Annotated in this window: 16 protein-coding genes; 4 read left to right on the top strand and 12 right to left on the bottom strand. The window is 69.3% G+C overall.

Annotation, left to right across the window (positions count from 1 at the left end; translation table 11 throughout):
• Positions 1-11: 11 nt before the first annotated feature.
• The 5 genes from AC1DQJ_RS18025 to acs form a co-directional block, all read right to left on the bottom strand.
• Positions 12-2819, bottom strand: a complete 2808-nt coding sequence (locus AC1DQJ_RS18025) for a M16 family metallopeptidase (protein WP_477605816.1) — start codon at positions 2817-2819, stop codon at positions 12-14.
• A 221-nt stretch (positions 2820-3040) separates the two neighbouring features.
• On the bottom strand, positions 3041-4024 hold the full coding sequence (locus AC1DQJ_RS18020) for an NADP-dependent oxidoreductase (RefSeq protein ID WP_477605814.1): 984 nt from the start codon (positions 4022-4024) through the stop codon (positions 3041-3043).
• A gap of 112 nt (positions 4025-4136) precedes the next feature.
• Positions 4137-5123: a small ribosomal subunit Rsm22 family protein gene (locus AC1DQJ_RS18015; protein WP_477605812.1), complete on the bottom strand. Its 987-nt coding sequence runs from the start codon at positions 5121-5123 to the stop codon at positions 4137-4139.
• A 66-nt stretch (positions 5124-5189) separates the two neighbouring features.
• Positions 5190-5762, bottom strand: a complete 573-nt coding sequence (locus AC1DQJ_RS18010) for an SRPBCC family protein (protein ID WP_477605810.1) — start codon at positions 5760-5762, stop codon at positions 5190-5192.
• Positions 5763-5791: 29 nt separating this feature from the next.
• Positions 5792-7729, bottom strand: a complete 1938-nt coding sequence (gene acs / locus AC1DQJ_RS18005; RefSeq protein WP_477605808.1) for an acetate--CoA ligase — start codon at positions 7727-7729, stop codon at positions 5792-5794.
• Positions 7730-7899: 170 nt separating this feature from the next.
• On the opposite strand from acs, the gene AC1DQJ_RS18000 reads away from it, so the two are divergent.
• The gene (locus tag AC1DQJ_RS18000) at positions 7900-9477 is read left to right on the top strand and encodes a M28 family metallopeptidase (protein ID WP_477605806.1); all 1578 of its coding nucleotides are present in this window, start codon (positions 7900-7902) and stop codon (positions 9475-9477) included.
• A gap of 54 nt (positions 9478-9531) precedes the next feature.
• On the opposite strand, the gene AC1DQJ_RS17995 is transcribed toward AC1DQJ_RS18000, so the two are convergent.
• Positions 9532-11151 (bottom strand): cisplatin damage response ATP-dependent DNA ligase, encoded by a 1620-nt coding sequence (locus tag AC1DQJ_RS17995; protein WP_477605804.1) that lies wholly within the window; start codon positions 11149-11151, stop codon positions 9532-9534.
• On the bottom strand, positions 11151-12161 hold the full coding sequence (locus AC1DQJ_RS17990; protein WP_477605802.1) for a ligase-associated DNA damage response exonuclease: 1011 nt from the start codon (positions 12159-12161) through the stop codon (positions 11151-11153). The genes AC1DQJ_RS17995 and AC1DQJ_RS17990 overlap by 1 nt, the downstream gene beginning before the upstream one ends.
• A gap of 476 nt (positions 12162-12637) precedes the next feature.
• Between AC1DQJ_RS17990 and AC1DQJ_RS17985 the strand changes: the two genes are divergently transcribed.
• Both AC1DQJ_RS17985 and AC1DQJ_RS17980 read left to right on the top strand, forming a co-directional pair.
• Positions 12638-13084: a PaaI family thioesterase gene (locus tag AC1DQJ_RS17985; protein ID WP_477605800.1), complete on the top strand. Its 447-nt coding sequence runs from the start codon at positions 12638-12640 to the stop codon at positions 13082-13084.
• Positions 13084-13497: a PaaI family thioesterase gene (locus AC1DQJ_RS17980; RefSeq protein ID WP_477605798.1), complete on the top strand. Its 414-nt coding sequence runs from the start codon at positions 13084-13086 to the stop codon at positions 13495-13497. The genes AC1DQJ_RS17985 and AC1DQJ_RS17980 overlap by 1 nt, the downstream gene beginning before the upstream one ends.
• Positions 13498-13635: 138 nt before the next feature.
• Here AC1DQJ_RS17980 and AC1DQJ_RS17975 read toward each other — a convergent pair whose 3' ends face one another.
• From AC1DQJ_RS17975 to AC1DQJ_RS17960, 4 genes are all read right to left on the bottom strand, one after another.
• On the bottom strand, positions 13636-14016 hold the full coding sequence (locus AC1DQJ_RS17975; RefSeq protein WP_477605796.1) for a hypothetical protein: 381 nt from the start codon (positions 14014-14016) through the stop codon (positions 13636-13638).
• A 99-nt stretch (positions 14017-14115) separates the two neighbouring features.
• Entirely contained in the window at positions 14116-14568 is a 453-nt protein-coding gene (locus tag AC1DQJ_RS17970) for an OsmC family protein (RefSeq protein ID WP_477605794.1), read from the bottom strand.
• Positions 14568-16355, bottom strand: a complete 1788-nt coding sequence (locus AC1DQJ_RS17965) for an acyl-CoA dehydrogenase C-terminal domain-containing protein (RefSeq protein WP_477605792.1) — start codon at positions 16353-16355, stop codon at positions 14568-14570. The genes AC1DQJ_RS17970 and AC1DQJ_RS17965 overlap by 1 nt, the downstream gene beginning before the upstream one ends.
• A gap of 95 nt (positions 16356-16450) precedes the next feature.
• The gene (locus AC1DQJ_RS17960; RefSeq protein WP_477605790.1) at positions 16451-16924 is read right to left on the bottom strand and encodes a MerR family transcriptional regulator; all 474 of its coding nucleotides are present in this window, start codon (positions 16922-16924) and stop codon (positions 16451-16453) included.
• A gap of 255 nt (positions 16925-17179) precedes the next feature.
• On the opposite strand from AC1DQJ_RS17960, the gene AC1DQJ_RS17955 reads away from it, so the two are divergent.
• Positions 17180-19573, top strand: coding sequence for a zinc-dependent metalloprotease (locus tag AC1DQJ_RS17955; RefSeq protein WP_477605788.1), 2394 nt, complete (start codon positions 17180-17182; stop codon positions 19571-19573).
• A gap of 141 nt (positions 19574-19714) precedes the next feature.
• On the opposite strand, the gene AC1DQJ_RS17950 is transcribed toward AC1DQJ_RS17955, so the two are convergent.
• Positions 19715-21421, bottom strand: coding sequence for a lysine--tRNA ligase (locus tag AC1DQJ_RS17950; RefSeq protein ID WP_477605786.1), 1707 nt, complete (start codon positions 21419-21421; stop codon positions 19715-19717).
• Positions 21422-21434 lie beyond the last annotated feature (13 nt).

Below are 21434 nucleotides of genomic sequence, written 5' to 3'. Positions count from 1 at the left end.
CTGGTCTGAGCTCACTTCCGCAGGCTCGCCGAGTCCAGGTCGAGCTCCTTGGCGGGCACGACCTCGAGGTTCGGGCGGCGCTGCTTGAGGCCGTCGGTGAACGCCTTGGCGTCGCCGGCGACGATGACGCTGACGCTGTCCGGGGCCAGGTTCTGCTTGGCGAAGTCCTGCACCTGGGCGGCGGTGACCGCCTCGACCTTGGTGGTGTAGTCGGCGACTTCGGTCAGCGGCAGATCGTAGAGCGCCAGGTTGCCGAGGATGCCGGCCAGACCGTCGGTGGTGGCCAGTTCGCGGCCGAAGCCGCCGATCAGCACCGACTTGCGGGCCTTCAGCTCGTCGGGTCCGGCCGGGGCGTCGGCCAGCCGCTTCACCTCGGCCATGATCAGGTCCAGCACCTGCGGCGCGGACTCGTTCTTGGTCTGGGCGACGGCGCGGAACAGGCCGGTGGTGCGCATCGCCGAGAGCCGCGAGTTGGCCCCGTAGGACAGCCCGCGCTTGATGCGGATCTCCTGGTTCAGCCGGGCCGAGTAGCCGCCGCCGAGCACTGAGTTGGTGACGACGGCAGGATAGTAGGCGGGGTCGCCGCGGGCGATCGAGGCCTTGCCCACGGTCACCGCCGCCTGGCCGGTGCCGGGCAGGTCGATGGCCACGGCGCGGGGCGCCGCCTTGGGGCTGACCGCGGCGCGGGCCGGCGGCGGGCCGGCCGGGGCCTTCCAGTCGCCGAACGCCTTCTGCGCCAGCTCGAAGCCGGCTTCAGGCGTGATGTCGCCGGTCATCACCAGGATGGCGTTGTCGGGCCGGAAGAACTGGGCGTGCAGCTTGCCGAGGTCGGCGGTGGAGAGCTTGGCCAGGGAGGCCGGAGTGCCGGACGGGACGTGGCCGAACGGGGTGCCGGAGAACAGCACCGGCGAGGCGGCGAAGCCGGCCAACTGGCCGGGCGACTGGTAGGCCACCGACAGGCCGTCGAGCGACTGGCTGCGCTGGCGCTCCAGTTCCTCGGCGGCAAAGGCCGGGTTCTTGGCCACGTCGGCCATGATCTCCATGGCCTGCGGCAGCTTGCCGGGCATGACGTTGAGGCTGACCGACGAGGACTCCTGGCCGCCGCCCGAGGACAGCGAAGCGCCGAGCGCCTCGGTCTGGCTGGCGATCTCCTGGGCGCCGCGGGTCTTGGTGCCCTCGGTCAGCATCCCGGCGGTCATGCTCATCGCTCCGGCCAGGCCCTGCGGGTCGGCCCAGGCGCCGGTGCGCACCACCAGCGAGGCGGTGACCAGCGGCAGGTCGGCGGACTTGGCGACGATCACCTTCAGGCCGTTGGCCAGGGTCCTTTCGGCCGGCTTGGGCAGCACCGGGGTCACCGGCGCGCCGACCGGCGGCGGGGCCGCGCGCTGGCCCACGGGGGCGAGCGTCACCACCGGGCCGTCGTACTTGGCCGAGGCGACTACCGGCGGCTTGGGCGTGGCGTCGGTCTCGCCGGCCGGCCGGGCGGTCTCCGGTTGGTAGAGGATGGTCATGCGGCCGGCTTCGGTCAGGTACTGCCGGGCCACGCGCTGCACGTCGGCGGCGGTCACCGCCTGCAGCTCGGCCAGTTCGCGGTTGGCCAGGGCCGGATCGCCGGCGGTGCGCAGCGCGTAGCCGAGCGCGAATGCGCGTCCGTCGATGGTCTCGCGCTCGCGCAGCTTGCCGGCGACCAGCTCGTTCTTCGCCTCGGTCAGCTCGGCCTCGGTCGGCGGGGCGTCGCGCAGGCGGGCGACCTCGGCAAGCAGCGCCTTCTCGCCTTGGGCGATGGTCTTGCCGCCGGCCAGGATGGCGCCGAGCATGATCATGCCGGGCTGCTGGGGCAGGGAGGCGTCGGAGAACACCTCGCTGGCGACCTGCTGCTCGTAGACCAGGCTGTTGTAGAGCCGCGAGGACTTGCCGCTGGAGAGAACGGCGTCGAGCACGGAAAGGGCCGCGGCGTCGGGGCTGGCGGCGTCCGGCGCGTGCCAGGTCATCATGACGGCCGGCAGCGGCACGTTGGGGCCATAGCCCTTGAACACCCCAGGGGCCGTGCGCGGCGGCTCGACGGTGGTGACGCGCTTGATCGGCTCGGCCGGCTTCTTGAGGCTGGCGAAGTACTTGTCGACCCAGGCGTCGAGGTCGGCTTCGTTGAAGTTGCCGATCACGATCAGGGCGGCGTTGTCGGGCCGGTAGTAGGCGGCGTGGAAGGCGCGTACGTCGTCGATGGTGGCGGCGTCCAACTCCTCGATCGAGCCGATGCCCGGGCGCTTGTAGGGGTGCGTCGTGTAGCTGGCCTGCGGCAGGTAGAGGTAGAACAGCCGGCCGTAGGGCTGGCTCAGCACCGACTGGCGCAGCTCCTCCTTGACCACGTCGCGCTCGGATTTGAACACCGCCTCATCGACCACCAGCGAGCCCAGGCGCTGGGCCTCGACCCACAGCAGCCGCTGCAGGTGCTCGGCCGGGACGACTTCGTAGTAGTTGGTGAAGTCGTCATAGGTGGAGGCGTTGTTGAAGCCGCCCACGTCCTCGGTCATGCGGTCGATGGTTTCCGACGGCGTGTCGCGGGTGGCCTTGAACATCATGTGTTCGAATAGGTGCGCGAAGCCGGAGCGGCCGACCGGGTCGTCCTTGGAGCCGACGCCGTACCAGACCTGGACCGTGACATTGGGCGTCGTGCGGTCGACCGACGACAGGATGCGCAGCCCGTTGGGCAGCACCCGTTCCTTGTAGGCGATGGGTGGAACCACGTCGGCCGCGGCGGAGGGGAGCGCAAGGCTCAGGGCGAACGAAGCGGCGAGCGCGGCGACGGCGGTACGGAGCATACAGGCTTCCCGGTTTACGAGCCTGGGACCGTAACACTGCGTTGGCGCGAGGGAAGCTTACGGGATTGTCATGTGGCGTGTTCAAGTTGCTCCCCCTCTGGGGGAGCTGTCAGCCGAAGGGCTGACCGAGGGGGACTTTGACTCTGCCTGAGAGCGGTCCCCCTCCGTCTCGGCGCCATGCGCCGATCCACCTCCCCCAAGAGGGGAGGACTAGCGCGGCGTTACCCCGCCAGCTTCACCAGCATCTTGCCGGAGTTCTTGCCTTCCATCAGGCCGATCATGGCGTCAGGCGCGGCGGCGATGCCGTCGAGCACGGTCTCCTGGGCCTTGACCTTGCCGGCCTTGAGCCAGCCGGCCATGTCCTGCAGGAACTGGCCATGCAGGTGCATGAAGTCGGTGCCGACGAAGCCGCGCAGCATCACTCGCGAATAGATGATGTTCGACAGGTTCGAGACGTTCGAATGGCCGGAATTGTAGCCGGAGATGAAGCCGCAGACCGGGATCCGGCCCAGCGTGTTCATCCGGCGCAGCGCCGCTTCCAGATGGTCGCCGCCGACATTGTCGAAATAGACGTCGATGCCCTTGGGCGTGGCGTCTTCGAGCGCCTTCTTGATCGGGACTTCCTTGTAGTTGATCACCGCGTCCAGACCGACCTCGTCCTTCAGCCAGGCGGCCTTGTCGGCCGATCCGGTGGAGCCGACCACGTAGCAGCCCTTGATCTTGGCGATCTGGGCGGCGACCGAGCCGACCGCGCCGGCGGCGGTGGAGACGAACACCTGCTCGCCGTCCTTCAGCGCGCCGATGTGCAGCAGGCCGCCATAGGCGGTGAACCCGGTCATGCCCATGGCGTGCATGTAGGCGGTCAGCGGCAGCTCCGGATCGGCGGCCAGCTTGCTCAGGCCCTGGCCGTTCGAGACGAAGAACTCACGGAAACCGTTGCGGTTGGAGACCAGGTCGCCGACCGCGAAGTCGGGGTTCTTCGATTGCACCACGCGGCCCAGCGCGCCGCCCATCATCGCCACGTTGAGGTCCTGGCCGGCGGTGAGCCGCGGGCGCATCGCCGGGTCGACCGACATGTAGAGGTTCTCGACCAGCACCTCGCCATCGGCGGCGTCCGGAACTTGCGTCTCCAGCAGGGCGAAGTCGGCTTGCGTCGGCATGCCGTTCGGACGGGCGACGAGGTGGATCTCACGGCTCTTGGGCATATGGCTTCCCTAATGTTCTGAAAATCTGCGGCCCTGAATACGAATGGGCCGGAGCGGAGTTGTGACGCGCCTAACGCTGTAAGGCCAGCGCTTTCAAACGCCTGTTCGAGCCTCAATCGCGATCGGGCAGGGCGTCGCCCCAGTCGAGCCGGCGGGCGACCGCGTAGGCGCCCTTGTCGCGCTTGGCGGCGAACACCAGCTCGGCCGCCCCGGACGGCTGGCAGAGTTTCAACTCGATGCCGGGTTTCGAAACCCGCGGCGGGGCCAGCACCCGGGCGGTCGGCGGCTCGGCGACGACGTGCGGGCGGGCGGCCAGCAGGTAGATGAACTTCTCGTCCTCGAACGGGGTCTCGGCCCCTTTGGCCAGACGATGGTCGCGCGAACGGGCCAGTCGCTGGCTGAAATGGCACCAGTCCGGAGCGATCAGCGGGCAGGGCGCGTGGTGCGGACAGGGAGCGAGGATGGTCGCGCCGGCGGCGATCAGTCCCTCACGGGCGGCGAGGATGCGCTGGTAGCCGGCCGGCGTGCCCGGCTCGACCAGCGCCAGCACGCCTTGCGTGCAGGCCCACAGGGCCGCGACTGTGGCGGCTTGCTTCGCAGCGGGGATTTCGGCCAGGGCGTAGCTGGCCAGCACCAGGTCGGCGCTCGGCCAATCGCGCGGGGCGGTGAGATCGCCCTGCAGGCGGTCGGCGGCGCGCAGAGCCGCGGGACCTTCCTGGGCGAGCGCGGCGGCCATGTCGAGGAAGGCGCGGTTGGAGTCCAGCAGGCTGGCCTTGGCGATCTGCGGCCAGGTTTCCAGCGCCGCCCAGCCGCCGCCGCCGGGGCCGGCCCCGGCGTCCAGCAGGCTGGCGGGGGAGAAGCCCGGCGCCCGGTCGGCGGCCTCGGCGAACGCGCGCCCACAGGCGGCGTAGGTGGCCGGCAGGCGGGTGAGCACATAGGCCGTCGCATCCGCCTGGCTGCCGACCACCGCGGCGGAGCCGCCGCCGGCGCGGTAGCGGGCGGAGATCGCGCCGGCGCGCTGGGCCATGTCCTTGCGGGAGACGCCGACCATCAGGCGGTCGGCGGCGAGGCGAAGCTGGGGCGGCAGATCGAACGACATGCGGCTGGATTAGCGGGCTGGCGCGCGCTGAGCCACCATCCAGTTGCTCCCCCGCGGGGCTCCCGCTCACTTCACCCGCGCCATAACCTCCCGGCGCAGGGCGGCCAGCGCGTCGGGCACGTCCTTGCGCAGGACCATCCGCGCCATCGGGGCGGGCACCGCGAACGGGGTGGAGGCGCGGTTCTCGTAAAGCACCCTGGTGCGCGCGCCGCCGTCCAGCGGGACTAGCCGCCACTCGCCCTCGAGCACCTTCAGTTCGCCGCCGACCCGGTAGAATCGAATCCGCTGCGGCGGGTCGTAGTCGGAGCGGAACACGCTGCGCACCGTCGGCAGCATGCCCGGGCGGCTGATGTGCTCGCGCACGTCCCAGCGGCCGGCGGGGTCGCGCTCGAGGATGCGGCAGCTTTTCAGGCTGCGGACCATGCGGGGCGCCAGGTCGCAGTCGACCAGCACCTTCCAGACGTCCTCCGGCGTGGCCGCGATCTCCACGCTGCCGCGGATCAGACCGGAGGAGCCGTTGGGATCGGCGGCGACCTCGACCTTGATGCCCTGGCGGCTGGCGCGCGGCTCACGCGCATCGGCGCTCGCCGGCGCGGCGAGGATCAGAAGGGCGAGGATGACCGTACGTCCCAGGCTCATGGCGGAGCTTCTCCGCCATGAGCAACGCGTCAGGCGCCGTGACGGTTCTTGACTAGATCGTCGACCACGGACGGATCGGCCAGCGTGGTGGTGTCGCCGAGGTTGCCAAGGTCGTTCTCGGCGATCTTGCGCAGGATGCGGCGCATGATCTTGCCCGAGCGGGTCTTGGGCAGGCCGGGGGCGAACTGGATCACGTCCGGCGCCGCGAACGGCCCGATCTCGCGCCGTACCCAGCCCTTCAGCTCCGCCTCGAGGATGTCGCTCGGCTTCACGTCAGCCTTCAGGGTGACGTAGCAGTAGACGCCCTGGCCCTTGATGTCGTGCGGGAAGCCGACGACCGCGGCCTCGGCCACGTTCTCGTTGCCGACGAGGGCGCTCTCGATCTCGGCGGTGCCCAGGCGGTGGCCGGAGACGTTGATCACGTCATCGACCCGGCCGGTGATCCAGTAGTAGCCGTCCTCGTCGCGGCGGCAGCCGTCGCCGGTGAAGTACTTGCCCGGATAGGTCGAGAAGTAGGTGTCGAAGAAGCGCTGGTGGTCGCCATAGACCGTGCGCATCTGGCCCGGCCAGCTGTCGGTGATGCAGAGGTTGCCCGACGCGGCGCCGTCCAGGATGGTCCCGTCGCCCTCGACCAGCTGGAACTTCACCCCCGGCAGCGGCATGGCGCAGGAGCCCGGCTTGGCCGCATGGGCGCCCGGCAGCGGCGAGGCCAGGCAGGCGCCGGTCTCGGTCTGCCAATAGGTGTCGACGATCGGGCAGCGGCCCTCGCCGACCACGCGGTGGTACCAGAGCCAGGCCTCCGGATTGATCGGCTCGCCGACCGTGCCCAGCAGCCGTAGGCTGTCGCGCTTGGTGCGGGTCACCGGCTCGTCGCCGTCGCGCATCAGGGCGCGGATGGCGGTCGGGGCGGTGTAGAAGATCTCGACCTTGTGCTTGTCGATCACCTCCCAGAAGCGGGAGTTGGTCGGATAGTTCGGCACGCCTTCGAACATCACCGTGGTCGCGGCGTTGGCCAGCGGACCGTAGACGACATAGCTGTGGCCGGTGACCCAGCCCACGTCGGCCGTGCACCAGAAGACCTCGCCCGGACGGTAGTCGAACACCAGCTCGTGAGTGTGCGCGGCCCAGGCCAGATAGCCGCCGGTGGTGTGCAGCACGCCCTTGGGCTTCCCGGTCGAACCGGAGGTGTAGAGGATGAACAGCGGATCCTCGGCGTTCATCGGCTCCGGATCGCAGATGTCGGAGACGTCCTTCTTCAGGGCCCCGAAATAGGCGTCGCGGCCCTCGATCATCGGCACGTCGGCGCCGGTGCGGCGCACCACGATCACGTCGGTCACGCCCGGGCAGGAGAGCAGCGCCTCGTCGACATTGCGCTTCAGCGGCACGATCTTGCCGCCGCGCAGGCCCTCGTCGGCGGTAATGACGATGCGGCTGTCGCAGTCCTGGATGCGGCCGGCGATCGAGTCGGGCGAGAAGCCGCCGAAGATCACCGAATGGACCGCGCCGATCCGCGCGCAGGCCAGCATCGCCACCGCCGCCTGCGGGACCATCGGCAGGTAGATGGTGACACGGTCGCCCTTCTGGACGCCCTTGGCCTTGAGCACATTGGCCATGCGGCAGACTTCCGCATGCAGTTCCTTGTAGGTGAGCGTCGTCCACTCGCCGTCGTCGGCTTCCCAGATGATCGCGCGCTGGTCGCCGCGGGTCGCCAGGTGGCGGTCCAGGCAGTTGACCGAGACGTTCAGCTCGCCGTCGGCGAACCAGCTGATGCGAAAGTCGTCCTTGTTGAACGAGACGTCCTTCACCTGGGTGAAGGGCTTGCTCCAGTCCAGGCGCCCGGCGACCTTGGTCCAGTAGGCGTTGGGGTCGGCCTCCACCTGCGCGACCGCCGCCTCGTAGCCGGCGGCGTCCATGTGCGCCCGCTCGGCCCACGCCTTCGGAACCGGAAAGACCTCGCCTTCGCTCACGCTGCGCACTCCCTCTATCAAGCTTGCGGGGAGTTATGCGGAGAGCGCCCGGCTGCGCAACAGTGCAGCAGCGGCGCCGGCCCATTTCGCGCGTGCGACGGCCCGCACGCTTGCCGAGCTGGACGGGATCGGAGAATGGTCGCGCTTTCGTGTCAGTCCGGAGCGGCCGCTTGCGTCTTTCTCTCGCCCTCGTCCTCGCGGCCCTCTCCGCATCCGGCGCCCAGGCCGCCGACGCCGACGGCTCCACCTGGTGGACCCATGTCGAGACCCTGGCCGGGCCGCAGTTCGAGGGCCGGCTGACCGGCAGCCCCGGCTATGACCGCGCCGCCGCCTACGCCGCGGCGCAGTTCAAGTCCTACGGCCTCAAGCCGGCCGGCACCGACGGCTTCCTGCAGCCGATGCGGTTCGCCGAGCAGCGCGTGCTGGCCGACAAGTCGAACGCCGCGTTGGTCGCGGACGGCGCCGAGCAGCCGCTGAAGGTCGGGCCGGACATCCTGTTCGGCGCGCGCGTGCCCCAACCCCAGGTCATCGAGGCGCCGCTGGTCTTCATCGGCTACGGCCTGCACCTGCCGGAGGTCGGCTATGACGACTTCGCCCGCCAGGATCTGAAGGGGAAGATCGCGGTCTATGTGAACGGCGGCCCCGGCGACATCTCGGCGGCGCTGAAGTCGCACTCGCGCAGCTCGGAGACCTGGCGCGCCGCCCAGGCCGCCGGCGCGGTGGGGCTGATCTCTCTGGCCAACCCGAAGTCGATGGACGTGCCCTGGGCACGCCAGGTCGAGAACTCCGGCCAGCCCGGCATGTACCCGGCCGATCCGTCGCTGAACGACGTCCGCGGCCAGGCCTTCTCGGCCAGCTTCAATCCCGCCGAGGCCGAGAAGTTGTTCGATCGCTCGGGCCACAGCTTTGCTGAAGTGCTCGCCCTGGCCGACGCCGCCAAGCCGATCGAGGGCTTCGACCTCAAGCAATCCATCAAGGCGCAGGTCGCCACCCAGGTCAGCCAGGTCGCCTCGGCTAACGTGGTGGCCAAGCTGCCCGGGAGCGATCCGAAGCTGGCGGCCGAGCACGTGGTGATCACCGCCCACCTCGACCACCTGGGCCTCAACACCACCGGCAAGGGCGCGCCCTACTATGCCGGGGTGCTGGACAATGCGGCCGGCGTCGCCTCGGTGCTGCAGGTCGCCAGGCAGCTGACGGAGAGCGGCGCGCGGCCCAAGCGCTCGATCGTCTTCGTGCTGGTCACGGCTGAGGAGAAGGGGCTGCTGGGTTCGAAGTACTTCGCCGGCAAGCCCAGCGTGCCCGCCGGCTCGGTGGTGGCCGACCTCAACATGGACATGGCCCTGCCGCTATGGGCCTTCGACGCTGTGACCATGTACGGCGTCGACGAGAGCACCCTGGGCGACACCGCCCGCAAGGCCTCGCTGGCCGCCGGGCTGGAAGTGCTCGCCGACCCCTATCCGGACCGTAACTCCTTCGTCCGCTCCGACCAGTACAGCTTCATCCGCCAGGGCGTACCGGCCCTGGCCTTCAAGTTCGGGTTCAAGCCCGACACCGAGCGCGCGGCGGTCGAGAAGGAGTGGCGCTCCAAGCGCTATCACGGCCTGGCCGACGACCTCTCCCAGCCGGTCGAGAAGGCCGAAGCAGCGAAATTCAACGCCTTCATGGCCCAGCTGATCCTGGCCGTCGCCGACGAACCCGAGCGTCCGCGCTGGAAGGACGACAGCTTCTTCAAGCGCTTCGCGAAGTAGGCCCGGGCAGAGATTAGATGCTCCCCTTCTGGGGGAGGATCTATGCGCGCGCCGTTACCGCCCTTCCATCTGCTCCAGCATCCGCTCCAAGGTCCCCAGCTCGTCGGCCTCGCCGGACGGCTTGTCCCAGCGGATGCGGCTGATGCGCGGGAAGCGCATGGCCACCCCCGACTTGTGGCGGGTCGAGCGCTGCAGGCCCTCGAACGCGACCTCGAACACCAGGCCTTGGCGCACGTCGGCCCGCACCGCGCGCACCGGGCCGTAGCGATCGACCGTGTGGTCGCGGACGTATTTGTCGATCTCCTTCAGCTCCTCGTCGGTGAAGCCGAAATAGGCCTTGCCGACGGGGGTCAGCATCCGCGCTCCGTCGACCCCCTCGGTCCAGACCCCGAACGTGTAGTCGGAATAGAAGCTGGAGCGCTTGCCGTGGCCGCGCTGGGCGTACATCAGCACCGCGTCGATCAGGAACGGGTCGCGCTTCCACTTGAACCACGGCCCCTTCGGCCTGCCTGCCTCATAGACGGAATCCCAGCGCTTCAGCATCACGCCCTCGGCGATCTGCGGGTCGCCCGGCGGCGGCTCGCGGCGCAGCTCGGCCAGCGCCTCCCAGCTCTCGAACGGCGCCAGCGGCGAAAGATCGATGCGGCTGGTCTTCAGCGCCCCGACAAAGGCCTCCAGCCGTGCGCGGCGCTCGGTGAAGGGCAGGGGGCGGACATCCTCGCCGCCCGCCGACAGCAGGTCATAGGCGCGGATTCCGGCCGGGTAGTCGGCCAGCATCCGGTCGGTGACGGTCTTGCGGTTGAGCCGCTGCTGCAGGTCGGCGAACGAGGCGATGGCGCCCTCGCGCAGCACCAGCAGCTCGCCGTCGATGGCGCCCTCGAAGTCCAGCGCGTCCAGCACGTCGGGGAAGGTGCGCGAGATGTCGTCGCCGCTGCGGGTGTAGAGCCGCCGCACCCCGCCTTCGCTGACCGCCTGCACACGGATGCCGTCCCACTTCCACTCGGCGGCGTAGTCGGCTGGGTCGAGCTTGCCGAAGTCCACCGCCTCGTCGATCGCCTGGGCCAGCATCACCGGCCGGAATCGGCCCGGGGCGTCGGAGGTCGGGCGCTCCGAGCGTCCCTCCAGCCAGGCGAACAAGTCCTCATAGGGCGGGCGCAGGGCGTGCCAGACCTCCTCGACCTCGGCGACCTCGACCGGCCCCATCGCGGCGACCGCGGTCTTGGCCAGCTTGGCTGAGACGCCGATCCGTAGGCCCCCGGTCATCAGCTTCAGCAGCGCCCAGCGGCCGGTGGAGTCGAGCGCGTCGAGCCAGCCCTCGATCAGCCGCTGCACCTCGGTCCGAGAGGCCCCGCGCAGGGCGTCGACCACCTCCGACAGCTCCGGCTCGCGATTGGCCCCTGGCCGCGCCGGCCAGACCAGCGCCACCGTCTCGGCCAGGTCGCCGACATAGTCGTAGGACCAGCCGAACAGCACCGGGTCCATGCGCGCCTCGACCGCCTTGCGGATGAAGGCCGGCTTGGCGGCGTCGAACACCAGCTCGCCGGTCAGCGCCGCCAGCGCCCAGCCGCGGTCCGGGTCCGGAGCGTTGGCGAAGTGATCGCGCAGCAGGGTCAGCTTGGCGTTGCGCGAGGCGGTCAGCGACAGCCGGTCGAGGAGCTCGGCGAAGGCGCGCATCAGTCCTCGGCCTCGTCCTCGTAGCCGACCAGGGCCAGGGCGCGGGCCTTGATCCCGTGCAACTCGGCCCAGCGCAGCAGCGCCTCCTCGCGGCCGTGGGTGATCCACAGCTCGCCCGGGCGCAGCTCGTCGATGGTGGCGGTCAGCTCGTCCCAGTCGGCGTGGTCGGAGATCACCAGCGGCAGCTCGACGCCGCGCTGGCGGGCGCGGGCCCGCACCTGCATCCAGCCGGAGGCGAAGGCGGCGACCGGATCGGGGAAACGCCGCGACCAGCGGTCGGCCAGCGCGGAGGGCGGAGCGATGATGATCTGGCCGGCGAAGTCCGATTTGGTTCCGGTGGTGGCCGGGGCCAACGGCCCGAGCGGCACGCCATGCTGCTCATAGAGCCGGTTCAACCGCTCCAGCGCGCCGTGGACATAGATGGTCTGGTCCCAGCCGGCCTCGCGCAGCAGGCGGATGATCCGCTGCGCCTTGCCCAGCGCATAGGCCCCGACCATGTGGCTGCGCTCCGGAAACTGCTGGACCGAACGCAGCAGCTTGGCGATCTCGTGGCTGTCGTCCGGATGGCGGAACACCGGCAGGCCGAAGGTGGCCTCGGAGATGAACACGTCGCAGGGGACCGGTTCGAAAGGCGGACAGGTCGGGTCGCGGCGACGCTTGTAGTCGCCGGAGACCACCATGGTCAGGCCCTTCCAGCGAACCACCGCCTGGGCCGAGCCGAGCACGTGGCCGGCCGGGACCAGGGTCACCTCGACCCCGTCCCGCGTGACGCTCTCGCCATAGGCCAGCGGCTGCTGCGATCCGGCGAAGTCCGCGCCATAGCGCTCGGCCATGATCGCCAGGGTCTGCGGCGTGGCGATCACCGTGCCGTGGCCGGCGCGGGCGTGGTCGGCGTGGCCGTGGGTGATCACCGCCCGGGCCACCGGCCGCACCGGATCGACATAGAAGTCGCCGGGCGCGCAGTAGAGCCCCTCGGGCTTCGGACAGAGCAGGGTCTCGGGCCGGATCATGTCTGCAGATATGGGGTCGACGTTTGCTCAAGTGTCATCCCGGTTTCGGTCGCAGACCGAAGGCCGGGACCCATGAACGCCCGATCCAGCCGGAGGTGGCGCATGAAACCCGTCCTGCCTTGAAGATCCCCAATCCAGGGCGACGGCGCGGCGGAAATGCGCCCCTTTTACATTACATAGTATTCATAATGTGAAAATGGCGTCATGACTAAGACTTAACGAGTATTCGCCGGAGTTCTTTCGTATACCCCTCTCATCGGGACGCGGACATCGCGGACCACACCAGACCAGAGGGACAACACCATGCGTAAGAACAGCTTCGCCCTGAACGGATTTGCCAATCTCGTTCTCGCCGCCACCCCGCTGATGGCCATCGCCGTCGCGATCCTGACCAAGGCCACCAACTTCGCGTAAGGACGGCGAACTTGACCCGCCGTCACATTGACCGATAGGCGGAGGCGCCTCAAAGACAGGGGATGACGATCACCCCTGAGGCCCTTCGCGAGACGGCTCGGCACATGGTGGAAACCGTGCCCCAGGCCTCCGCCCTCGGCTTCAAACTGATCTCCGTCGAGCCCTCGCGGGGCTCCATACTCACCCCTTGGCGAGAAGACCTGGTCGGCGATCCCGACACCGGCGTCATCGCTGGCGGGGTGGTCACCGCGCTCCTCGATCATGTCTGCGGCCTGGCGATCATCTCGACCGCCGCCGACGCCGCCAGCCCATTCTCGACCGCCACGCTCGACCTGCGCATCGACTACATGCGCCCCGCGGCCCCGCGCGCCGACATCACCGCGCACGCCCACTGCTACAAGCTCACCCGGACCATCGCCTTCGTGCGCGCCCACGCCTACGACGCCGATCCCGACGATCCGATCGCCACGGCCCAGGCCGCCTTCGTGCTCAAGCGGGGGACGACCTGATGAGCGACGCCGCTGACCGCCTCGAACATTTCCTCGGCCGGGTGCCCTATGTGCGCTTCCTCGGCATGCGCGCTGAACTGGCCGGCGACGAGATGACTGCGACCCTGCCGTTCGCGCCGCACCTGATCGGCAATGTGATGATGCCCGCCCTGCACGGCGGGGTCATCGGGGCCTTCATGGAAATGACCGCCCTGGCCCAGCTTTCGGTGATCGCGCCCAGCGCCAAGGTCCACAAGACCATCGACATCACCATCGAGTATCTGCGTCCGGGCAAGGCGATGACCATGTACGCCCGCGCCGACGTGCGCAAAGTCGGGCGCCAGATCGCCAACGTGCATGTCGAGGCCTGGCAGGAAGCGCGCGACAAGCCGGCCGCCGCCCTGCGCGGCCACTTCCTGCTCAGCGGGAGTTGAGCGGCTTTAGATGCTCCCCCTCTGGGGGAGCTGTCAGCCGCATGGCTGACTGAGGGGGCTTTCTCCTGCCGCATGGCCCCGTCCGTCTCGCAGCTCCGCTGCGATCCACCTCCCCCAGTGGGGGAGGATCTGAGGCGCCTAAGCCGCCGCCCGGCCCTCTTCGCCCTTGTGAGAGGCGGCGCGAAGGGCGATGGCGAAATCGACCACTGCGATCGCCGCCACCGCGCCGAACGCCACGAACGCCACCTTGCGCCGGGGATTGTCGCGGCTGATCGCCCGGCTCAGCGCGGCCAGGTCGAGCACGTCGCCGCCGGCCCGCAGCCAGAACCACGGCCCCGGCCGCACCGGGGCCAGCAGGCCGGCGCCCGAGGCGATCTCCCGCGCTCCGAAGGCGCTCATCGCCTGGTCGTCGAAATTCAGGCCCAGATAGCGGGCGACCCTGTCGGGCGCCGCCACCGCCACCGCGCCGGCGACGATCGACAACACCCCGAGGGCTCGTTTGGCGACCAGCAGATCCATCGGCGTCCTCTCAAGCTTGAGGGAAAGGACGCCGCAGCGGCGGTTGGGTTCCATCGGGGCCAATTCCGCTCATCCGCCTTCGTCGGGAAGGCGGGGAGCCTAGACCACCGTCACTTCGGTCTTCACCGAGTTGGCGATGAAGCATTCCTCGTGGGCTTCGTGGTGCAGGTGGGCCAGGGTTTCGGCGTCGGGGGCCTCGCCTTCCCAGTGGATCTTCGGCGACAGGGTGACCTTGGTGACCGCCAACCTGCCCGGTGCGATCTCCTCCATCACCCCGCTGGCGTGGTCGCGATAGGCGGTGATCACGAAGCCGGCCATCCGCGCCTTATGCAAGAAGGTCAGCATGTGGCAGTTGGAGAGGGCGGCGACGAACATCTCCTCGGGATCGACCGCTTCCTCGACCGCCCACTTGCCGACCACGTGCGGCGAGGCCGAGGCCGGGACGATCAGGCCGCCGTCGAAGCTGATCACGTGGCCCCGGCTGTAGCGGCCCTTGGCGAAGTCCTCGCCGTCACGCAGTTCCCAGGCCACATCGGCCGTATAGGTCGCCATCAGAACGCCTCCGCAGGCAGGGCCATCATCAGCTCCGAGCCGGTTTTCAGTTTGGTGAGGTGGGCGCCGGCCTCCGGCAGGATCCGCTCGACGTAGTAGCGGCCGACCACCAGCTTGTTGGCGTAGAACGGGTCGCTCTCACCGGAGGCGATCTTGGCCTGCACGGTCTTGGCGATCTGCGCCCACATGTAGGCCAGCGCTGTCAGGCCGAAGAGGTGCATGTAGTCGGTCGAGGCGGCCCCGGCGTTGTCGGGGTTCATCAGCCCGTTCTGCATCATCCACATGGTGGCGTCCTGCAGCTGAGCTTTGGCGGCGGCGAGACCTTCGGTGAACGGCTTGAGGGTGGCGTCGCCTTGATTGGCTTCGACGAAGGCGTCGATGTCGGCGAAGAAGCTCATCACCGCGCGGCCGCCGTCGGCGGCCAGCTTGCGGCCGACCAGGTCCAGGGCCTGGACGCCGTTGGTGCCTTCATAGATCAGGGCGATGCGGACATCGCGCATGTACTGGCTGACCGGGAAGTGCTCGGTGAAGCCCGAGCCGCCATGCACCTGCACGGCGTTGGAGCAGATCTGCAGCCCCTTGTCGGTCAGGAACCCCTTCACCACGGGCGTCATCAGCGCCATGTAGTCGCCGGCCTTCTGGCGGACCGCCTCGTCGGGGCTGGCGTGGGCCAGGTCGCCCTGCAGCGCGGTCCAGAACAGGAAGGCGCGGCCGCCTTCGATCAGCGCCTTGGAATCCATCAGCATCCGCCGCACGTCCGGGTGGACGATGATCGGGTCGGCCGGGCCGTCCGCGTTCTTCGGGCCAGTCAGCGAGCGGCCCTGCAGCCGCTCCTTGGCGAAGCTGGCGGCGGCCTGATAGGCGGCCTCGGCCTGCGCAATTCCCTGCAGGCCGACCCCGATCCGCGCCTCGTTCATCATCACGAACATCAGCGACAGGCCGCGGTTCTCCTCGCCGACCAGCCAGCCGGTCGACTCCTCATGGCGGATGACGCAGGTGGCGTTGCCGTGGATGCCCATCTTCTCTTCCAGGCCGTCGCAATAGACGCTGTTGCGGGCGCCCGGCTTGCCCGCTGCGTCCGGCAGTAACTTCGGCACGATGAACAGGCTGATGCCGCGGGTCCCGGCCGGCGCGCCCTCGATGCGGGCCAGCACCAGGTGGACGATGTTCTCGGCCATGTCGTGCTCGCCGCCCGAGATCCAGATCTTGCCGCCCGAGATCTTGTAGCTGCCATCGGCCTGCGGGACCGCCTTGGTGCGCAGCAGGCCAAGGTCGGTGCCGCAGTGGGGCTCGGTCAGGTTCATGGTGCCGCCCCATTGGCCGGAGGCCAGCTTGGGCAGGTAGAGGTCCTTCTGGGCGTCGGAGCCGCCGTTGAGGATCGCCGAATAGGCGCCGTGGGTCAGGCCCGGATACATCGAGAAGGCCATGTTGGCCGACGAGCTCATCTCGGAGAAGGACAGGTTGACCACATGCGGCAGGCCCTGGCCGCCATAGGCCTGCTCGGCGCCCAGCGCCGGCCAGCCGCCTTCGACCAGCTGTGCGTAGGCCTGCTTGAAGCCGGTTGGGGTCTTGACGCTGTGGTCGGGGTTCCAGGTGCAGCCCTCCTGGTCGCCGATATGGTTCAGCGGGGCCAGCACCTCGCCGGTGAAGCGGCCGGCCTCCTCGACGATCTGCTCGATGACGTCCATCGAGGCGTCTGCGAAGCCGGGCAGGTTCGCGTACTTCTCGATCTCCAGCACGTCGCGCAGCAGGAAGATGTGGTCACGTACGGGGGGCTGGTAGGTCATGTCCGCTCCAATGACGGCGAAAGGAGCTCCCGACCGTGCCGGAAGCCCTTGAAGGTTAGCGTGGGTCCAGGTTCACGGCGAACCGTGACCGGAAACTATTTGGCGTGTTCCAGGTCGCCGAGCCGCTCGCGCAGCACCTGTTCGTAGTCCGCGGCCCGCGGCAGCAGGTCCGGCCGGGTGGTGGCCAGGTGCCGCTCGAGCGCGTCGCAGCCCTGGCGCAGTTCCTCGATCGCGTGGTCGATGTCGGCGCGCTGCGCCTCCAGGGCGACGATCCGCTCGCGGAATTTGAGTAGCGACTTGGCGTTCTGCATCGCCCCGCCGTCGTCGAGCTCGTAGAGGTCGAGAATCTCGCCGATCTCCGACAGCGCCAGGCCGACGCGCTTGCCGCGCAGGATCAGCTGCAGGCGGGCGCGATCCTTGTACGAATAGACTCGGTTCAGCCCGTCGCGCGCAGGCGAGAGCAGGCCTTTGTCCTCATAGAAGCGCAGGGCCCGCGGGGTGCATTTGAACTCCAGGCAGAGCTGGCGAATGGTGAAGGTCCGGCCTGGCCGGCGCAGATCTGCATGCATGCGGCGTCCTCCCTTGGGCGCTATCGGCTGACACCGTAAGGGGATGCTTCCGTTTACGTCAAGGTGATCAACGGTCACTCAGCCGCGGGCACGGCGCCCTGAAACGGGCAGCCCGCCCTAAAGTGGCGATTCACGGTGGCGCCGATACTGGACCCGGCCGCCCGACAAACTTTAGGTTGGGGTATCGATTAGGGGCGTCTCATGTTTCGTACCAGTTTGGCGGCTGCAGCTTCGGCAGCGGCGATCGCAGCTTGCTTGTCTTTCACCACTGCGGCCCAGGCGGTCGAGAAGCCAGCCTCGGCGACCGCCGGCGCGGTGCGCCAGGAGGGCCTGCTGCCGGTCTATGTGGACCAGGCCAAGGGGCGGATCCTGCTGTCGCTGCCGGCCCCGGACGCGCAGGGCGTCAGCGGCCGCTATCTCTATGTCACCGCCTTGAAGACCGGGCTCGGCTCGGCGCCGGTCGGGCTTGACCGAGCGCGCATCGGCGACACCCAGATCCTCGCTTTCCGCCGGATCGGCAAGAAGGTGGTGGCCGAGTACGAGAACCATCGGTTCCGCGCCGCCGGCGCGCCGGACGCCGAACAGGCCGCCGCCCGCGACGCGTTCTCGGTCTCCACCGTCTGGGCCGGCGAGGTTGTGGAAACCGCCCCCGACGGCCGCATCCTGGTCGACATCGGGAGCTTCCTGACCCGCGACGGCAACGGGATCGCCGACGCCCTGAAGGCGGCGGGCGAGGCCGGCTACAAGCTGGTCCCCGACCTCTCGCTGGCCGATCCGGGCGCGGTGAAGGTGTTCCCCGAGAACCTGGAGTTCGAGGCGCGCCAGACCTACGCCTCCGACACGCCGGGCCCTGAAGTGCGCAACATCGCCCCTGACCCGAAGCTGATCAGCTTCCAGGTGCGCCACAGCCTGATCAAGCTGCCCGAGCCCGGCTACCAGCCGCGCCGCTTCGATCCGCGGGGCGGGACCTTCTCTTCGACGGTGCTCGATTTCGCCGCGCCGCTCGGCGACGAGATCGTCTACCGGCTCTCCAACCGCTTCCGGCTGGAGAAGACCGACCCGACCGCCGCCCGCTCGCCGGTGAAGAAGCCGATCGTCTTCTATGTCGACCGCGCCGCGCCTGAGCCGATCCGCACGGCCCTGGTCGAAGGCGCCTCGTGGTGGTCGCAAGCCTTCGACGACGCGGGCTTCATCGGCGGCTTCCAGGTGAAGGTCCTGCCGGAGGGCGTCGATCCGCTGGACGCCCGCTACAACGTCATCAACTGGAACGACCGCGCCACCCGCGGCTGGTCCTACGGCCAGGCGATCGTCGACCCGCGCACCGGCGAGATGGTCAAGGGCTCGGTGGTGCTGGGCGCCCTGCGCGTGCGCCAGGACATGTTGATCTTCGAAGGCCTGGTCGGCGCGCGCCACAACGGAACCGGCGGCCCGAACGATCCCATCCAGGTGTCCCTGGCCCGCCTGCGCCAGCTGTCGGCGCACGAGGTCGGCCACTCGATAGGCTTTGCCCACAACTTCGCCGCCTCGACGCAGGAGCGCGCCTCGGTGATGGACTACCCGCCGCCGCGCGTGAATCTGAAGGACGGCCGCATCGACCTCTCCGACGCCTATGACGTCGGCATCGGCGAATGGGACAAGTTCACCGTCGACTGGCTCTACGGCGCGGAAGGCGATGGCGCCCTGCGCAAGGTCAAGGCCACGGTCGACCAGGGCCAGCGCTACGTCACCGACATCGACTCCCGCCCCGTCGGCGCGGGCCAGCCCTGGGGCAGCCTGTGGGACGACGGCGCCAATCCCGCCGCCGAGCTGACCCGGATGATGGCGGTCCGCCGCGTGGCCCTGGATCAGTTCGGGCTGGGCGCCTTGAAGGCCGGCGAGCCGGTGGCGAACCTCAAGCGCAAGTACGTGCCAATCTACCTGCTGCATCGCTACCAGGTCGACGCGGCCGCCAAGCTGGTCGGGGGCGTGGACTTCGCCTACTCGGTGGTCGGGGACGGACGCGAGACCTCCCCGCCGGTTCTGGTCGCCCAGCAGCGGGCGGCGCTGTCGGCGCTGCTGGCCACGCTCGATCCGGCGCAGCTCGACACCCCGGAAACCCTGACCGCCATGCTGTCTTCAGCCCAGTCGGGCGAGCCGGACCGCCAGTACGTGATCGAGGTCTTCGCGGGCGCCGGCGGGCCGGTGTTCGATCCGCTGGTCGCCGCCGAGGTGGCCGCGGGCCTGACCTTCGACAACCTGCTGGCCCCCGACCGCCTGGCGCGGCTGGTCGACCAGCATCGCCGCGATCCGGCCCAGCTCGGGGTCGGCGAGGTGCTGGACGAGCTGCTCGACACGGCGTTCGCGCCGGCGCCCGGTCGGCTGGGCGAAATCTCCCGCCGGGTGCAGACGCGGCTGGTGCTGAACCTGGCCAACGCTGCGCGCGATCCGAAGCTGTCGCCGGCGGCCGCCTCGGAGATCACCGCCCGCCTCGCCGCGCTGCCCGGGCGGCTGAAGGGCGGCGCCGACGCCGCCGACCGCGCCCACCGTCAGCGGCTGATCGCCCTGCTCGGCGACACCGAGCTGTTGGCGGCCCTGGCCGCGCCGAAGCTGAAGCCGGAGACCCCGCCCGGCATGCCGATCGGCGACGGGGACTTTGGGGGTCGGGAGTAGCGGCCTCTAGGTCCTCCCCTCCTGGGGGAGGTGGATCGATGCGCAGCGTCGAGACTGAGGGGGACTGCTCTCGAGGCAGAAGTCCCCCTCAGTCAGCCATGCGGCTGACAGCTCCCCCAGTGAGGGAGCAACTAGGTCGGCTCAGGCCGCGACCAACTCCCCGGCCAGGGCGCGTTCGATCAGCTGGCTGGTGCGCTCCAGGCCGAAGATCGCCGCGAAGGAGCCGAAGCGCGGGCCCTGGCTCTGGCCCAGCAGCACTTCGTAGAGTGCCTGGAACCAGGCGCGGAGCGGTTCGAAGCCGCCCGCCTTGCCGGCCTCGAACACCTCGTTCTGGATGGCCTCGGCGTCGGCGTCGGCCGGCAGCGCCTTGAAGCGGGCCAGCAGGTCCTGCATGGCCGCGCGCTCCTTGTCGTCCGGGGCGCGGAACTGCTTCGAGGGCTTCACGAAGTCCTCGTAGTAGTTGATCGCATAACCGGTCAGGTGGTCGAGCATCGGCTCGCTCTGCGGCGTGGCGCCCGGGATGTAGCGGCTGATGAAGCCCCAGAGGATGTCCTTGGTCGAGGCGTCCGCCGCCGACACCAGGTTCAGCAGCAGCGAGAACGACAGCGGCGAGCCCTTCTCGGGCGGGGCGCCGCGGTGGACGTGCCAGGCCGGGTTGTCGATGGCCGTGGCGTTGGAGGCGGCGCGCGCCTTGTTGAACGCGTCCAGCTGCTGCAGGTACTCGTCCGCCGCCTTGGGGATGACGTCGAAATAGAGCCGCTTGGCCGACTTCGGCGACTGGTACATGTAGTAGGCGAGGCTCTCGGGCGCGCCGTAGCGCAGCCACTCCTCCATGGTCAGGCCGTTGCCCTTGGACTTGGAGATCTTCTGGTTGTTCTCGTCCATGAACAGCTCGAAGTGGAAGGCCTCCGGCGGCACGCCGCCCAGCACCTTCACCAGCTTGTTCGAGACCCGCACCGAGTCGACCAGGTCCTTGCCCGAGGCTTCGAAGTCGACCTCCAGCGCCGTCCAGCGGGCGGCCCAGTCGGGACGCCATTGCAGCTTCACGTGGCCGCCGGTGACCGGAACCTCGGTCGGGGTTCCGTCCTCGTCGGCGAAGACGATCGTGCCCTTCTCGACATTGCGTTCCAGGGTCGGCGCCTGCAGCACGCGGCCCGACTTGGGGCTGATCGGCAGGAACGGCGAATAGGTGGCGCGGCGCTCCTCGCCCAGGGTCGGCAGCATGACGCCCTGGATGGCGTCGAAGCGGGCCAGCACCTTCAGCAGCACCTCGTCGAAGCGGCCGGACTTGTAGGTCTGCGTCGACGACATGAACTCGTAGTCGAAACCGAAGCCGTCGAGGAAGGCGCGCAGCCGGGCGTTGTTGTGGTGGGCGAAGCTCTCGTGCTCGCCGAACGGGTCGCGCACGCTGGAGACCGGCTTGTCGCGATCCTCTTCCAGCATCTCGCGGTTGGGCACGTTGTCCGGAATTTTCCGCAGGCCGTCCATGTCGTCGGAGAAGACGATCAGCTTGGTCGGAATGGCGTCCTCGGTCAGGGCGCGGAAGGCGGTGCGCACCATGGTCGGCCGCGCGGCCTCGCCGAACGTGCCCATGTGCGGCAGGCCCGAGGCCCCGAAACCGCACTGGAACACCACCGGCTTGTTGAGCGCCGGGAAGGTGGCGGCCGCCTCGCCGGCCTTGCCCTCGCCGATCAGGCTGGCGGCCAGGTCGCGCTCGGCGTCGGACAGCCGAAGTTTGAGCACTCGGTCCAGCAGGATGCGGGCCTGTTCGAAGGGCCAACTCTTCGCTTCACGCGCCTGAGCCGAGAGGCCGCGCAGGGAGGGGTTCTGGATCGAGGTGTTAGACATCCGCGCGGCCTAG

This window comes from Phenylobacterium sp. P4_E10 (assembly GCF_056401675.1).
This window is presented reverse-complemented; position numbering and strand designations above follow the sequence as displayed.